Origin of the sequence: Kitasatospora sp. NPDC052896 (genome assembly GCF_044547075.1) — a bacterium.
Taxonomy (GTDB): Bacteria; Actinomycetota; Actinomycetes; order Streptomycetales; family Streptomycetaceae; genus Kitasatospora.
In genome coordinates this window covers 276,002-289,433 of record NZ_JBITZU010000002.1, presented here as the reverse complement: position 1 = coordinate 289,433, position 13,432 = coordinate 276,002, and the positions used below count along the sequence as shown (strand labels likewise).

Below are 13,432 nucleotides of genomic sequence, written 5' to 3'. Positions count from 1 at the left end.
GGCCCCCGTGGTGGCCGGATCCGGCCCGTCGGGCGGGCGGGGCAGGCCCGGCGCGGCATCTGATGGCACTTCGTCCGCCCGGGTGACGGGGTATCTGAGCGGTAATCAGCCGTTCTGTGTCGGTGCGGGCGGTCCGGCCGCAAGAGTGATGTTGGTCATCGGGGCGCCGAATGCGGGATAATGGCTTCCGATCAATGCGTTCGATACCGGCGGTGGACGGACTGCCGGTACGTAGCTGAGCGGTTGCAGGAAGGGGAACGAGCATGGCGGCCATGAAGCCGCGGACGGGTGACGGCCCGCTCGAGGTCACCAAAGAGGGGCGGGGCATCATCATGCGAGTTCCGCTCGAAGGCGGCGGGCGCCTGGTGGTGGAGCTCACTCCGGACGAGGCAAGCGCTCTGGGCGAGGCTCTGAAGACGGCCTGCGGCTGACTCCAGCCCGAGCCCGGCATTCCCCCGGGATGCCCGCGGGGCCCGGACCACCGGTACCACACCGGTCGGATCCGGGCCTTGTCGCGTCCCGGTCCTCAGCGGTCGCCGGCGGTCAGTGGTCGCCGGTCCTCAGTGGTCGCCGGCGGTCAGCGGTCCCCGGCCCTCAACGCCGGACCGCGCAGAGCAGCCCGTCGCTGACCGGCAGCAGCGCGGGCAGCAGCAGCTCGCTCTCCCGCACGGCCTGCACCAGCCCGCGCATCGCCCCGGTGGCCGGGTCGTCCAGCGCCGGGTCGGTCAGCCTGCCCTGCTGGAACACCCCCTCGAAGCAGACCGCCCCGCCGGGCCGCAGCAGCCGCAGCGCCTCGGCGAGGTAGTCCGGCGACTCGGCCGGGTCGCCGTCGCAGAAGACCAGGTCGTACTGGCCGTCGGCGAGCCGCGGCAGCACCTCCAGCGCCCGGCCCGGTATGAACCTGGCCCGGTTCACCGCGAAGCCGGCGGCCTGGTAGGCCTCGCGGGCCAGCTGCTGGCGGACCGGCTCAGGGTCGACGGTGGTCAGGATGCCGTCCGGACGCATCCCGCGCAGCAGGTAGAGCCCGGAGACCCCGGTGCCGGTGCCGATCTCGGCCACCGCCTTGGCGCCGAGCGCCGCCGCCAGCAGCCGCAGGCAGGCCCCGCCGCTCGGGCCGATCGCCTGCACGCCGGCCCGTTCCGCCTGCGACCGGGCGTAGGTCAGCACGGCGTCCTCGCCGACGTAGGTGTCGGCGAGGGTCGCAGCCGCGGACCCGAAGTCGATGATGGTGGTCCCTGAGGAGTAGGGGCTGAGCTGGACGGTTGTGCTTCGAGGGGCTGTCCGGTCCGGCCCGGTCCGGCCGGATGTCGATATTTCCTGCGACAGATTACTGGCCGGACGGGAACCGCGTCCGGTGGCGGGCCGTTGGTTCCGGTGAGAGGGGTGGCAGCGGGTTCGCGGGAGGTCGCCCGGCGTCCAGCCGGTCAATGTGCACACTTTTATCCAGAACTGACGGGTGAGGTGGATATGGTGGTGGCCCTGCTGGGCAGAAGAGCCGACCGAGGAGGTGTGGCCGAGGGCGACGTCCCCGTGCGACGGCTACTTCGCCGCACCGCGTCGGCCCGTACGCCGAAGCCCGTGATGAACCAGTCTGCGCACTCCCCCCTGGACCAGTCGTCCGACGGCACCGCCGCCGAGCCCTCGGCCCCCGCCGCGCTCGCGACCTTCACCGAGGGGCCCGACGCGCAGAGCTGGACGCCGCCCAGCTGGGAGGAGATCGTCGAGGCGCACAGCGCCCGGGTCTACCGACTGGCCTACCGGCTGACCGGCAACCAGCACGACGCCGAGGACCTCACCCAGGAGGTCTTCGTCCGGGTCTTCCGCTCGCTCTCCACCTACACCCCCGGCACCTTCGAGGGCTGGCTGCACCGGATCACCACCAACCTGTTCCTGGACATGGTGCGCCGCCGCCAGCGGATCCGCTTCGACGCCCTGGCCGAGGACGCCGCCGAGCGGCTGCCCAGCCGGGAGCCGAGCCCCGCGCAGCACTTCAGCGACACCCACTTCGACGCCGACGTCCAGCACGCGCTGGACACCCTGGCCCCCGAGTTCCGCGCCGCCGTGGTGCTCTGCGACATCGAGGGCCTCTCCTACGAGGAGATCGCCGCCACCCTGGGCGTCAAGCTCGGCACGGTGCGTAGCCGGATCCACCGCGGCCGCTCGCACCTGCGCTCCGCCCTGAAGCACCGCGCCCCCGGCGCCGCGCCCGGTCGGGCCCGGCGTGGCGGCTCCGAACAGCAGCCGGAGCCGGTGGCCGCGGTGCTGTCCGCCGGTGCGCCGGGCAGCGCCGTACCGGGCGGGAGTGGACGGAGGCGATCGTGAGCGGCGCAGGCCGGTCCCGCTCCGGGCGTTCCGTGCCCGTCGAGCGCTCCCTTCCGTCGGACCGGCGCGGCTCGGCGCGGTCCGGCGAGCAGCAGAGCACCCGTCAGGAGGTTCCCGTGCTGCGGCCCATCGCGGTCCGCCGGGCCGAGCCCGCGGCCGTCGAGGAGCACCATCTGGGCGAGCGGCTCACCGCCTTCCTCGACGGTGAGCTGGGGCACGACGCGCGCGAGCGGGTCCAGGCCCATCTGGCCACCTGCGACCAGTGCCTGGCCGAGGCGGACGAGGCGCGGTCGATCAAGCGGCTGCTCACCGGCGCGGCCGCGCCGGGCCCGTCGGCGCTGCTGATGTCCCGGCTGATGGCGGTGGCCGCGCTGCCGGACGACGAGCCGGGCGGTCCGGCCGATCCCGGCGGCTCGACACTGTCGGCGGGCACGATCGGCGGCTCCCGGCTGACCGGCGGTTCGTTCGGACGCGGCGCGGGCGCCTCGTTCGGCGCCGGCGCGTTCGGCGTGGGCGCGGCGCTCCCCGTGGCGGACCCCTCCACCTGGGGCGACGACCAGCAGGGCGGTCGCGGGGTGGACGTCCGGCTCTGGAGCGGCCGACGCGCGGCGCGTACCGTGCTCGGGCCGGGCCGGCCGGCCGCGGTGGCCCCGGTCTCCCGGCCGCCGGCCCCGCGCGGGCGACGCCTGGTCTTCGCCGCGGCCGGGGCGTTCTCGGTCGCCGCGGTGACCCTGGGCGGCTTCGGCAGCCTGGGCCTGACCGCGGTGGCGGGGGACAGCCCGCAGCAGGAGGACCAGCACCGCACCGCGGTGACGCCGCAGCTCCCCGCCGGTGCTCCGGCCGTCCCGCTGAACGCTCCGCTGACCGTGGACTTCCCGCTGCACGGCTCCGGCCGCTCGTACCAGGCGCTGACCCCGTCGCCGTCGCCCTCGGCGCCGCTGGTCGGCCCGGTCTCGCACGGCCGGCCGTCGCAGCCCTGACCCGTTCGGCGTAGTACCCGGCGCCACCGGTTGGTCTTTACCACGGTTTCATTCCCCCGTGGGCCACGGACCAGCCGGTGGCCATTACGCTGTAGGGAGCCGGTGTCGCGGGCCGAACCGGGTTTGGTCCTCCAGCAGCTGGGAGCATAGGTGTTCTTCGACATAGGCCCCCTTGAGATGATCACGCTGATCATCATGGCGATCGTGATCTTCGGGCCGGACAAGCTCCCCAAGCTGATCCAGGACGCGGTCGGCTTCATCCGCAAGGTGCGCGCCTTCGCGGACAGCGCCAAGCAGGACATCCGCAGCGAACTCGGCCCGCAGTTCAAGGACTTCGAGTTCGAGGACCTCAACCCGAAGACCTTCGTGCGGAAGAACCTGATGGGCGGCGAGGAGGACCCGCTGGGGCTGCGGGAGCTGCGCGACGGCCTGGACCTGAAGTCGGTGCTCGACGACAAGGCGCCGACCGCCACCACCAAGACGCCCGCGGCCGCAGGCGGTGCGGTGAGCATGGTCAAGCCCCCCTCCACCGGCGCGCCGCTGGCCGCCGGCGAGCGCCCCCCGTTCGACCCGGACGCCACCTGACGCTCCCGCCTTCGGCGTCACCCGCCGTCCAGGCCACGACACCCCGGCCGGTCGCCGTACCGGCCGGGGTGCCGTCGTTCCCGCCAGAATTGTGCTGGGCACCTCCGGAGCGGGGGCGCCGACGAGCGAGCCGGTGGGCTGAGGAGGTCCAGGGATGGACGCGACGAGCAGTCGTACGGTGGGAACGGCCACGGCCCAGGCGGGCGCGCAGCCAGAGGTGCCGGCCCGGCGCGCGGCCGCGCCGGGTGACCCGTTGGCGCCCTACCTGGTCGCCGACTTCCCCTGGTACGGGCTCGACGACGGCTGGACCGGGCGCCGCTGGCTGCTCCAGGCCGGCGCGGGCACCGGCGGCGGTCGCGCCGGTCAGCCGCGGGCCGTCGACTACGGCTCGGTCGGGCACGGCGAGGAGTTGCCGAAGCACTACGAGACCCGGGACAGCCGCCGGTTCGCGGTGGTGGTCACGGTGGCCCGGCGTCCCGGCCGGCGCAGCGCGGACGGGACGGGCGTGCTGGAGGCGACCACGGCCTCCTCGGCGGCCTGGCTGGCCGGCTCGGGCCTGCTCGCCGCGACCTGGCCCGGCCTGCTGGACCGCGGCCGCCGGCAGGAGTGGCTCGACCAGCAGGGCGCGCTGGCCTGGGACCTCGCCGACGACCTGGGCGGTCCGGGCTGGTCGCCGCTCACCGTGCCGGTCAACGGCCTGCCGCAGCCGTTCCGCTACCGCGAGTCGGAGTACGGCTGGGTGCTGGCCGGCGAGGCCCCGGGCGTGCTGCTCGGCGCGTACGGACGGAGCGTCAGCGCGTACGGCATCGGCTTCGCCACCATCCCCGACCTGACCGTCTACGCCCGGTCCTGAGCCCGCCGGCGGGCTCAGGACCGGTCAGGGCTCGCTCTCCGGGTCAGAACTTGTTCTTCGGGGTCAGGCCGAGCGACATGCCGGCGAGGCCGCGCTGACGGCCGCCCAGCTTGCCCGCCACCGCGCGCAGCGCGGTGCCGGCGGGGGAGTCGGGGGCGGCCAGCACCACCGGGCGGCCGTCGTCGCCGCCCTCGCGCAGCCGGACGTCGATCGGGATGCTGCCGAGCACCGGCACGGTCGCCCCGGTCGCCCGGGTCAGCGCGTCGGCCACGGTCTGGCCGCCGCCGGTGCCGAAGACGTCGACGATCTCGTCGCAGTGCGGGCAGGGCATGCCCGCCATGTTCTCGATCACCCCGACGATCTTCTGGTGGGTCTGCAGCGCGATGGTGCCCGCGCGCTCGGCCACCTCGGCGGCCGCCATCTGCGGCGTGGTGACGATCAGGATCTCGGCGTTCGGCACCAGCTGGGCGACCGAGATCGCGATGTCGCCGGTGCCCGGCGGCAGGTCGAGCAGCAGCACGTCCAGGTCGCCCCAGTAGACGTCGGCCAGGAACTGCTGGAGCGCGCGGTGCAGCATCGGGCCGCGCCAGACCACCGGGGCGTTGCCCGGGGTGAACATGCCGATCGAGATGACCTTCACGCCGTTCGCCTGCGGCGGCATGATCATGTCCTGCACCTGGGTCGGCCGGCCCTCGACGCCCAGCATCCGGGGCACGCTGTGGCCGTAGATGTCGGCGTCCACCACGGCGACCTTCAGGCCGTCGGCGGCCAGCGCGGCGGCCAGGTTGACGGTGACCGAGGACTTGCCGACGCCACCCTTGCCGGAGGCGACCGCGTACACCCGGGTCAGCGTGCCCGGCTTGGCGAACGGGATCTCACGCTCGGGGGCGCCGCCGCGCAGCTGCTGGGAGAGCTCCCGGCGCTGCTCGTCGCTCATCACGTCGAGCTCGACCTCGACGCCGGTGACGCCGGCGACCCGGCCGACCGCCTCGCTCACCCGGTTGGTGATCGTCTCACGCATCGGACAGCCGGAGACGGTCAGGTAGACGGCGACCCGCACCGCGCCGTCGGCGGCGATCTCCACCGATTTCACCATGCCGAGATCGGTGATCGGGCGGTTGATCTCCGGGTCCTGCACGGTCGACAGCGCCTTGCGGACGGACTCCTCCGTCACGCCGGTCGCGACCTCTGTCTCATTGGCCATGCCTTGATGGTACGGCGCGCCGCACGGCCGGCTGACTGGCCGGTAGCGTGCCGGTGATCACAGCACCTCGGCCGACTCCCGCCGCTCGTCGATCTCCTTGAGCAGGCTCTGCAGCTCGGAGCGGATGAAGTCGCGGGTCGCCACCTCGCCCAGGCCCTGCCGAAGCGCCGCGACCTCGCGGGTCAGGTACTCGGTGTCGGCGATGTTCCGCTCGCTGCGGGCCCGGTCCTGCTCCATGTTGACCCGGTCCCGGTCGTCCTGCCGGTTCTGCGCGAGCAGGATCAGCGGGGCGGCGTAGGAGGCCTGCAGCGAGAGCACCAGGGTGAGGAAGATGAACGGGTAGTTGTCGAACCGCCAGCTGCTGGGCAGCATGGTGTTCCAGATCACCCAGATGATGATCACGACGGTCATCCAGACGATGAACCGTCCGGTCCCCAGGAAGCGGGCGATCCGCTCGGAGAGCTTGCCGAAGGCCTCCGGGTCGTAGGCCGGCAGCTGGATCAGGCCCGGCCGCCCGGTGCGCGGCTGGTCCAGCCGGGAGCGGGCGGCGGTGCCGTGCACGGTCTCCACGCGCTGGGTCCGGCCGCCCTCGCGGGCCCGCGGCTGGCGGGACTGGCGCAGCTCGCCCCGGATCCGCTGGCGCGGGGCGTCGTCGCGGGAGTCGCGCCGCTTGCGGTCAGCGTCCATCGGTCACCTCGCTGTCGTGTGCCTCGCCACCGTGCAGCGCGGACTCGCGCCAGTCGTCGGGCAGCAGGTGGTCCAGGACGTCGTCCACGGTGACGGCGCCCAGTAGGTGGTCCGCCTCGTCCACCACCGGCGCGGCGACCAGGTTGTAGGTCGCCAGGTAGCTGGTGATCGACGAGAGCGGGGCGTCCGCCGGCAGCGGGTCCAGGTCGTCGTCGAGCATCGCGCCGAGCTGGGTGTACGGCGGCTCGCGCAGCAGTCGCTGGAAGTGGACGGTACCCAGGTACTTGCCGGTCGGGGTCTCGTTCGGCGGGCGGCAGACGTAGATCTGCGCGGCCAGCGCGGGCTTGTGGTCGCGGACCCGGACCCGGGCCAGCGCCTCGGCCACCGTGGCGTCCGGCTCCAGCACGATCGGCTCGGTGGTCATCAGGCCGCCCGCGGTGTCCTCCTGGTAGGAGAGCAGCCGGCGGACCGGGGCCGCCTCGTCGGGCTCCATCAGCTGGAGCAGCCGCTCGGCCTCCTCGCCGGGCAGCTCGGAGAGCAGGTCGGCGGCGTCGTCCGGGTCCATCGCCTCCAGCACGTCGGCGGCCCGCTCGTCGTGCAGCTTGCCGATGATCTCGACCTGGTCGTCCTCGGGCAGCTCCTCCAGGACGTCGGCGAGCCGCTCGTCGTCCAGCGCGGCGGCCACCTCGCCCCGGCGCTTGGCGGAGAGGTGGTGCATCACGTTGGCCAGGTCGGCCGGGCGCAGCTGCTCGAAGGTGGCCAGCAGGTTGGCCGCGCCCTGGCCCTCCTCGGCGAGCGAGAAGCCGGTCACCGCGGACCAGTCGAGGGTGACCGCCTCGCCCCGGTTCTTCCTGAGCCGGCTGGCCCGGCCACGCTGCACGAAGACCTTGCTGATCTCCCACTCGCGGACCCGGGTCTGCACCATGGCGACGTCCAGCACGGTCACCTCGGCGCCGGCGGCGGTCTCGGTCACCCGGCGGTCCAGCAGCTCGGCCAGCACCAGGGTCTCGGTCGGCCGCTGTTCGAAGCGGCGCATGTTGATCACGCCGGTGGTCAGCACCTGACCGGACTCCAGGCTGGTCACCCGGGTCATCGGGAGGAAGATCCGGCGGCGCCCGACCACCTCCACCACCAGCCCGAGCACCCGTGGTGGACGCCCGCCGATCCGCAGCGACACGACCACGTCGCGGACCCGGCCGACCAGGTCCCCGTTGGGGTCGAACACCGCGATTCCGGCGAGATGGGAGATGAAGACCCGGCCTGCTGGCCCTGCCATGGGCTTCCTTCCGCTCGTCGGTGGGGCAAAGGGTATCGAAGAGCGCAACCCCGGGCTCGCCGGGCCGTCCCCGGGCCGCGCGGCAGCCCGTACGCTGTGCGGCATGGACGGTACGACCGCAACTGCTGACGACTTCCTCGACCGGGCGCTGCTGGAGGAGGCCACCAAGAAGTCCGGGCTGATCTGGGTGCGCGCGCAGGGCGCGGCCGAGAGCCGTCCGCTCTGGCACGCCTGGTACGACGGCGCGGTGGTGGTGGTCGGGGACGGCGGTGAGCAGCCGCTGCACGGGCTGACCGCGGGCGCCGGCGCCGAGGTGACCGTCCGCAGCAAGGACAAGTGGGGACGGCTGGTGGCCTGGCCGGCCCGGGTGGTGGCGCTCGAACCGCGGAGCGAGGCCTGGCAGGGCGCGGTCGAGGAGCTCAAGGGCAAGCGGCTGAACGCCCCCGACACCGACGCCATCACGGACCGCTGGGCCCGGGAGTGCCGGGTGCTGCGGCTGGAGCCGGTCGGCGCGCTGAGCGAGCGGCCGGGCGCGATGCCGGACGCCTCGCACGCCGCCGCGCCGATGCCCAGCCCGGCCACCACCCGGCAGCCGATCCCGGCCCACCTGCCGAAGCTGGTGTTCGGGCGACTGCGCCGCAAGGGCTGACCCTCCGACCGTTCCCGAGGAGAGCCGTGCCCGCCGTTCGGCCCGACACCGCCCCGAGCGTCTCCCTGCCCGCGGCCGCCGCGCCGCCGCCGCCCCGGTCGGACCTCGTGCTGCTGGCCGTCTCGATCGCCGGCATCTCCTTCTCGGCGCCGCTGATCAGCGCCACCGCCGCACCCGCGCTGGCCATCGCCTGCTGGCGCAACGTCATGTCGGCCGGGGTGCTGGGCCCGTACGCGTTGCTGCGGCACCGGGCCGAGCTGCGCGGACTCGGCGGGCGGGCGGTGCTGCTCGCGGTGGCGGCCGGGGCGCTGCTGGCGGTGCACTTCGCGCTCTGGACGCCGAGCCTGCGGATGACCTCGGTGGCCTCGTCCACCGCGCTGGTCACCACCACCCCGCTGTGGACCATCCTGATCATGCGGGTGCGCGGCGTCCGCCCGCCGCGGCTGGTCCGGCTCGGCATGGCCGCGGCCTTCGCCGGCGTCCTGCTGCTCACCGGCGTCGACCTCACGGTCTCCGACCGGGCGCTGCTGGGCGACGGGCTCGCGCTGGCCGCCGGGCTGGCCATGGCCGGCTACCTGCTGCTCGGCGCCGAGGTCCGTCGGAGCGTCAGCACCACCGCCTACACGCTGGTCTGCTACACCACCACGGCCGTCGGGTTGCTGGCGCTCTGCCTGGCCACCGGCACCCCGCTGGGCGGCTGGTCGGCCGGGGTCTGGGGCCGGATCGCGCTGCTGATGGTGGTCGCCCAGTTGCTCGGGCACTCGCTCAGCAACCGGGTGGTGCGCACCCTGGGCCCGTCCGTCACCTCCACCGCGATCCTGTTGGAGACGCCCGGGGCCGCGCTGATCGCGGCGCTCTGGCTGGGCCAGTGGCCGCCGGCCGCCGCCTGTCCGGCCGTGGCGCTGATCCTGCTCGGCCTGGTCCTGGTACTCCGCGCGGGGCGCCGCTGACCTGCCGGGTACGCTCGGCGCATGGCCCACGACCTCCCGCTCTTCGGCGACCCCAGCCAGCCCCCGCACGGCCCGCAGGGCCCGTCCCGCGCCGAGGTGTCGACCGCGGTCGAGGCACGACTGATCACCGCGCTCGGGGAGCCGAGCGGACGGGCCGCGGTGACCTTCCTGGGCGCCGAGCGGATCGAGGTGCTGCGGTTCGGCCCGGACGCCGAGGGCCTGGTCCGCTACGCCACGCTGGGCATGGCCGCCGCGCCGATGGCCGACCCGACGGCGGCCCTCGCCGACCCGGTGCGCGGGCCGCGGGCCGAGCTGCTGCTCACCGTCCGCGGCGGACGTGACGAGGTGCTCCGTTCGCTGGCCGTCCTGGCGGCGACCCCGCAGGTGGAGGGCCTGGTGGTGGCACCGGGCGCCTCGCTGGACCTGGGCGGGCCGCTCTGGCCGGGCGCGCCGTTCAGCTCGGTGCTGGTGGCCGAGGGGGGCGGTCTGGTCGAGGACCTCGACCTGCCGGAGCCGGCCGATCCGGTGCGCTTCCTGCCGCTGCTGCCGATGACGCCGAACGAGGCGGCCCACAAGCGGGTGCACGGCGCGGCCGAGCTCCAGGAGCGCTGGCTGGGGCACGGCACCGACCTGCGCGATCCGGAGCGCCGCGGCGTGCCGCTCGGCTGAGCGCGGACCCTAACCGACCGGGCGGTCGCCGGTCGCCTGGTCCAGCAGCTGCTGGTAGGCGTCCGGGGCGGTGGTGAAGGCACCGAGGCCGACCGTCTTGCGCGAGCCGTGGTAGTCGCTGGAGCCGGTGGTGAACAGCCCCAGCTCGGCGGCGAGGCCGCGCAGCGCGGCCCGGGTCTCCTCGTCGTGGTCCACGTGGTCCACCTCCAGCCCGCCGAGGCCGGCCGCCGCCAGGTCGCGGATGACCTGTTCGGAGACCGTCCGCCCGCGCTTGACCGCGCCGGGGTGGGCGAAGACCGGCACCCCGCCGGCCGCCCGGACCAGCTTGACCGCGGTGATCGGGTCGGTCTCGTGCTTCGGCACGTCGGCCCGGCCGCCGTTGGCCAGCCAGTCGGCGGTGAAGGCGTCCGAGACGGTGGCCACCACGCCCGCCTCCACCAGCGCGCTGGCGATGTGCGGCCGGCCCACCGATCCTGAACCGGCGATCCGCCGCACCTGCTCCCAGCTGATCGGCGCGCCCAGCTCCCGGCAGCGCTCGACCACCGCCCGGCCGCGCCGGAAGCGGTCGGTGCGCACCAGCTCGCGCTCCTCGGCGAAGGCCGGCTCGGCCGGGTCGAAGAGGTAGGCCAGCAGGTGCATGCTGATGCCGTCGACCCGGCAGGACAGCTCGGCGCCGGGGACCAGGGTGAGGGTACCGGGGGGCAGCGCGCGGACCGCCGCGGCGGCCTCGGCCTGGCCGGCCACCGTGTCGTGGTCGGTCAGCGCCACCACGTCGAGCCCGGCCGCCACCGCCGCCGCGACCAGTTCGGCGGGGCTGTCGGTGCCGTCGGAGGCGTTGCTGTGGGCGTGCAGGTCGATGCGCACGGGGATGGGCTCCAGAGGCTGCCCCGGCCGGAGTCGGGGGGAGGGGTCGCGGGTCCCCAGGATAGTCAGCCGTCGGTCAGCCGGTCACCGGGCCCAGCAGCCGCGGGGAGAGCGCTCCGCACGGGAGCAGCTTCAACTCGGCTCCGGCGTCCCGCAGATCGGTGAGCACCAGCTCGTCGTACATCAGCAGCGCGGACTGCTCGGGCCAGGCGATGGCCCAGAGCCAGAGCCCCAGCGCCTCGCCGACGAAGACCGCGCGATCCTCCGGGGCGCCGTTCACGTGCCACATCGGGGTCGGTCGGCCGGCCGCCATCAGCTTGGTGTCGGCGGGACGGTTCAGCGAGAGCGCCTCGCCCGGATCCGGGCCGGGCAGGCCGGCGTAGCGCGCGCCGAGGCCGATCCCGAGCTCCTCGGCGACCAGCACCAGCTCGCCGAAGCCGCCGAGCGGGGCCGGGCCGGAACAGGCCACCGCGGTGGCCCGGGCGCCCGAGCGATCGTCACCGGCGTGCGCGATACCGGTGTAGAGCCAGCTGACCGGCAGCGGCCAGGGCAGCCAGATCGGGACCTGCGAGCGGCCCACCGCGACCTCCAGCGCGTCGACGCTGGGCGGCAACACCGGCTGCATCGGATGGACGGTGCCGTGCTTGTCGCACTGCCAGGTGTCGGAGAAGAGACCGGGGGCACGCACCCGGCCGGCGCACCTCGGGCAACTCGGCTCGCCCCTCATAACCGACAACGCTCCTCCCTCCGGACCGCCGCGTCAAGGACGATCACCCGTACGGAGCGCACGCGCTGCTCCGGGAGGTCGACCGGGGCGGTCCCGGAGGGGGGATGTCCCGCGCGCGTCGGTGGCAAACGTCGGCGGGGGCGTGCGGAAGCGCGCGGACGCCCCGTCACCGAGCGGATGGTGACGGGGCGTCAGTGGGTGGCTGTGGGCCGGATCGCCGGCCCGATCCGGCGTCAGGCCGACTGGCACGGACGGATGTAGAGCCGTTCGCCGGTGCGGGCCGCGGTCTCGATGAGATCGCGGGCGGTCTCCGCGTCGACGACCTGACGGTCGATCGCGGAGCCCTGGTGGTCGTCCAGTCGGAGAATCTCGAAACGCATGGGCATCTCCTTTCCTGACCCCGGCGACTGCCGGGGCTTCGGGGTGCTGCTGCTCTTGCTGCTCTTCGGTCCGGGCCGCGGTGTGGTCGTGGCCACGCTTCCCCCCTGCTGTGCCGAGTGCGACGGCGACGGGACTGCTGAGCCTCGTCCGCCACTGTGGCGGCGGGCTGTTTCGCATCGGTGCCGCTCCCAGCCTTCGGCTGGGCAGCCCCAACCCGTGACGTGCTGGTTTCGGCATCGCGACGCTCGGGGGGTCCATCGCGCCGTCGGGATGGATGATTCCCGGTCTGAGTCAAATATTACCAGAGCTAACGATTCTTGGCGCGTGCTTATACCGGGCCGCCGTGGTGGGCGGAGAGCCGGGTCCGGCCGGGGACGGTCAGCCGGTGGTGGCCGCGGACCAGAACTCGGCCAGGGCGGCGGCCGTCTCGGCCGGGCGCTCGGCGTTCGGGGAGTGGCCGGCACCGTCCACCAGGACGTAGCGGGCGCCCAGCCGCTCGGCGGTCCGGGCCTGCTCCTCGGGCGGCCAGGCGTAGTCCCGGACCCCGCTGACGGAGAGCTTGGGCAGCGCGGTGGCGGCCAGCGGCGCGGTGCGGTCGGGCTCGCCGAGCAGCCGCTCGCCCATCGCCAGCAGCGCCTCGGGGACGTTGGCCAGCCAGCGCCGGTGCAGGAAGTCGCCGACCTCGGGCGGGAGGGGGACGACCGGATCGCCGCTGCCCTCCTCCATCTGCCGCATCACCTGCCAGATGGTCTCCAGGTCGATCGAGCCCAGCGCGTCCATCAGCAGCTTGGTGCGGGCGGCCTCGGCGGGGTCGATCGGGCCGGGGCCGGTGGAGAGCAGGGTGAGCGAGGCCCAGGGCGCGTCGGCACCCGCGGCGAGCACGGCCTCACGGACCACGTAGCCGCCGAAGGAGTGGCCGAGCAGGTGCACCGGGCCGCCCTCCTCGGCCGCCAGCAGCTCGCCCAGCGCGTGGACGTCGGCGCCGAACTCCGGCAGCGCGTAGGCGGCGGGGTCGGCCGGACCGCCGGTCTCGTACTGGCCGCGCTGGTCGACCGCCACCACCCGGAAGCCGGCCCCGGCGAGCGGCTCCAGCAGGGCGATGAAGTCCTCCTTGCTGCCGGTGAAGCCGGGCACCAGCAGGGCGGTGCCGCGCGGCACACCGGCCGGCTCGGCGCGCAACGCGGCGAACGTGCCGCGGGCGGTGGTCAGCCGCACGGCGCGGGCGCAGGCGGGGAGCGCGAGGAAGGGGGGCGTGCTCATCGCGGGCGTCCTCCGGGGGAGCTGG

General features: G+C 74.4%; 16 protein-coding genes. 8 read left to right on the top strand and 8 right to left on the bottom strand.

The window, feature by feature from the left end:
• Nucleotides 1-263: 263 nt before the first annotated feature.
• On the top strand, nucleotides 264-431 hold the full coding sequence (locus ACIGXM_RS07415) for a DUF3117 domain-containing protein (RefSeq protein WP_230053523.1): 168 nt from the start codon (nucleotides 264-266) through the stop codon (nucleotides 429-431).
• 163 nt (nucleotides 432-594) lie between these two features.
• On the opposite strand, the gene ACIGXM_RS07410 is transcribed toward ACIGXM_RS07415, so the two are convergent.
• On the bottom strand, nucleotides 595-1,224 hold the full coding sequence (locus tag ACIGXM_RS07410) for an O-methyltransferase (protein WP_396558359.1): 630 nt from the start codon (nucleotides 1,222-1,224) through the stop codon (nucleotides 595-597).
• A gap of 357 nt (nucleotides 1,225-1,581) precedes the next feature.
• Between ACIGXM_RS07410 and sigE the strand changes: the two genes are divergently transcribed.
• From sigE to ACIGXM_RS07390, 4 genes are all read left to right on the top strand, one after another.
• Complete coding sequence (gene sigE / locus ACIGXM_RS07405) at nucleotides 1,582-2,322, top strand: RNA polymerase sigma factor SigE (RefSeq protein WP_396558357.1); 741 nt, start codon at nucleotides 1,582-1,584, stop codon at nucleotides 2,320-2,322.
• Nucleotides 2,323-2,438: 116 nt separating this feature from the next.
• Nucleotides 2,439-3,302: an anti-sigma factor family protein gene (locus tag ACIGXM_RS07400; RefSeq protein ID WP_396557824.1), complete on the top strand. Its 864-nt coding sequence runs from the start codon at nucleotides 2,439-2,441 to the stop codon at nucleotides 3,300-3,302.
• Between the two features lie 150 nt (nucleotides 3,303-3,452).
• On the top strand, nucleotides 3,453-3,887 hold the full coding sequence (locus ACIGXM_RS07395) for a sec-independent translocase (protein WP_396557822.1): 435 nt from the start codon (nucleotides 3,453-3,455) through the stop codon (nucleotides 3,885-3,887).
• Nucleotides 3,888-4,041: 154 nt separating this feature from the next.
• On the top strand, nucleotides 4,042-4,740 hold the full coding sequence (locus ACIGXM_RS07390) for a hypothetical protein (protein ID WP_396557820.1): 699 nt from the start codon (nucleotides 4,042-4,044) through the stop codon (nucleotides 4,738-4,740).
• A gap of 43 nt (nucleotides 4,741-4,783) precedes the next feature.
• Here the strand turns inward: ACIGXM_RS07390 and ACIGXM_RS07385 are convergent, their stop codons facing one another.
• From ACIGXM_RS07385 to ACIGXM_RS07375, 3 genes are read right to left on the bottom strand one after another with little or no spacing between them, the layout of a single operon-like run.
• Nucleotides 4,784-5,944 (bottom strand): Mrp/NBP35 family ATP-binding protein, encoded by a 1,161-nt coding sequence (locus ACIGXM_RS07385; protein ID WP_396557818.1) that lies wholly within the window; start codon nucleotides 5,942-5,944, stop codon nucleotides 4,784-4,786.
• 57 nt (nucleotides 5,945-6,001) lie between these two features.
• Nucleotides 6,002-6,631: a DUF1003 domain-containing protein gene (locus ACIGXM_RS07380; RefSeq protein WP_396557816.1), complete on the bottom strand. Its 630-nt coding sequence runs from the start codon at nucleotides 6,629-6,631 to the stop codon at nucleotides 6,002-6,004.
• Nucleotides 6,621-7,907 carry a magnesium transporter MgtE N-terminal domain-containing protein gene (locus ACIGXM_RS07375; protein ID WP_396557814.1) on the bottom strand — a complete coding sequence of 429 codons (1,287 nt, stop codon included), beginning with the start codon at nucleotides 7,905-7,907 and terminating at the stop codon, nucleotides 6,621-6,623. Before ACIGXM_RS07375 ends, ACIGXM_RS07380 begins: the two co-directional genes overlap by 11 nt.
• A 103-nt stretch (nucleotides 7,908-8,010) precedes the next feature.
• Here ACIGXM_RS07375 and ACIGXM_RS07370 point away from each other — a divergent pair, with 103 nt between their 5' ends.
• From ACIGXM_RS07370 to ACIGXM_RS07360, 3 genes are read left to right on the top strand one after another with little or no spacing between them, the layout of a single operon-like run.
• Nucleotides 8,011-8,556 (top strand): hypothetical protein, encoded by a 546-nt coding sequence (locus ACIGXM_RS07370; protein WP_396557812.1) that lies wholly within the window; start codon nucleotides 8,011-8,013, stop codon nucleotides 8,554-8,556.
• A gap of 26 nt (nucleotides 8,557-8,582) precedes the next feature.
• Nucleotides 8,583-9,506, top strand: a complete 924-nt coding sequence (locus ACIGXM_RS07365; RefSeq protein ID WP_396557810.1) for a DMT family transporter — start codon at nucleotides 8,583-8,585, stop codon at nucleotides 9,504-9,506.
• A gap of 21 nt (nucleotides 9,507-9,527) precedes the next feature.
• Nucleotides 9,528-10,175 carry a suppressor of fused domain protein gene (locus ACIGXM_RS07360; protein ID WP_396557808.1) on the top strand — a complete coding sequence of 216 codons (648 nt, stop codon included), beginning with the start codon at nucleotides 9,528-9,530 and terminating at the stop codon, nucleotides 10,173-10,175.
• A gap of 9 nt (nucleotides 10,176-10,184) precedes the next feature.
• Here the strand turns inward: ACIGXM_RS07360 and ACIGXM_RS07355 are convergent, their stop codons facing one another.
• The 4 genes from ACIGXM_RS07355 to ACIGXM_RS07340 form a co-directional block, all read right to left on the bottom strand.
• Complete coding sequence (locus tag ACIGXM_RS07355; protein ID WP_396557806.1) at nucleotides 10,185-11,039, bottom strand: PHP domain-containing protein; 855 nt, start codon at nucleotides 11,037-11,039, stop codon at nucleotides 10,185-10,187.
• Between the two features lie 76 nt (nucleotides 11,040-11,115).
• The gene (locus ACIGXM_RS07350) at nucleotides 11,116-11,766 is read right to left on the bottom strand and encodes a DUF6758 family protein (protein WP_396557804.1); all 651 of its coding nucleotides are present in this window, start codon (nucleotides 11,764-11,766) and stop codon (nucleotides 11,116-11,118) included.
• A gap of 233 nt (nucleotides 11,767-11,999) precedes the next feature.
• Nucleotides 12,000-12,146 carry a hypothetical protein gene (locus ACIGXM_RS07345; RefSeq protein ID WP_396557802.1) on the bottom strand — a complete coding sequence of 49 codons (147 nt, stop codon included), beginning with the start codon at nucleotides 12,144-12,146 and terminating at the stop codon, nucleotides 12,000-12,002.
• Nucleotides 12,147-12,525: 379 nt separating this feature from the next.
• Nucleotides 12,526-13,407 carry an alpha/beta fold hydrolase gene (locus tag ACIGXM_RS07340; protein WP_396557800.1) on the bottom strand — a complete coding sequence of 294 codons (882 nt, stop codon included), beginning with the start codon at nucleotides 13,405-13,407 and terminating at the stop codon, nucleotides 12,526-12,528.
• Between the last annotated feature and the right edge of the window lie 25 nt (nucleotides 13,408-13,432).

Excerpts from the sequence above, each read along its gene's own strand:
- ACIGXM_RS07415 (WP_230053523.1), top strand. The coding sequence starts at position 264 with ATGGCGGCCATGAAGCCGCGGACGGGTGACGGCCCGCTCGAGGTCACC.
- sigE (WP_396558357.1), top strand. The coding sequence starts at position 1,582 with ATGAACCAGTCTGCGCACTCCCCCCTGGACCAGTCGTCCGACGGCACC.
- ACIGXM_RS07390 (WP_396557820.1), top strand. The coding sequence starts at position 4,042 with ATGGACGCGACGAGCAGTCGTACGGTGGGAACGGCCACGGCCCAGGCG.
- ACIGXM_RS07385 (WP_396557818.1), bottom strand. The coding sequence starts at position 5,944 with ATGGCCAATGAGACAGAGGTCGCGACCGGCGTGACGGAGGAGTCCGTC.
- ACIGXM_RS07380 (WP_396557816.1), bottom strand. The coding sequence starts at position 6,631 with ATGGACGCTGACCGCAAGCGGCGCGACTCCCGCGACGACGCCCCGCGC.
- ACIGXM_RS07375 (WP_396557814.1), bottom strand. The coding sequence starts at position 7,907 with ATGGCAGGGCCAGCAGGCCGGGTCTTCATCTCCCATCTCGCCGGAATC.
- ACIGXM_RS07370 (WP_396557812.1), top strand. The coding sequence starts at position 8,011 with ATGGACGGTACGACCGCAACTGCTGACGACTTCCTCGACCGGGCGCTG.
- ACIGXM_RS07360 (WP_396557808.1), top strand. The coding sequence starts at position 9,528 with ATGGCCCACGACCTCCCGCTCTTCGGCGACCCCAGCCAGCCCCCGCAC.
- ACIGXM_RS07350 (WP_396557804.1), bottom strand. The coding sequence starts at position 11,766 with ATGAGGGGCGAGCCGAGTTGCCCGAGGTGCGCCGGCCGGGTGCGTGCC.
- ACIGXM_RS07345 (WP_396557802.1), bottom strand. The coding sequence starts at position 12,146 with ATGCGTTTCGAGATTCTCCGACTGGACGACCACCAGGGCTCCGCGATC.
- ACIGXM_RS07340 (WP_396557800.1), bottom strand. The coding sequence starts at position 13,407 with ATGAGCACGCCCCCCTTCCTCGCGCTCCCCGCCTGCGCCCGCGCCGTG.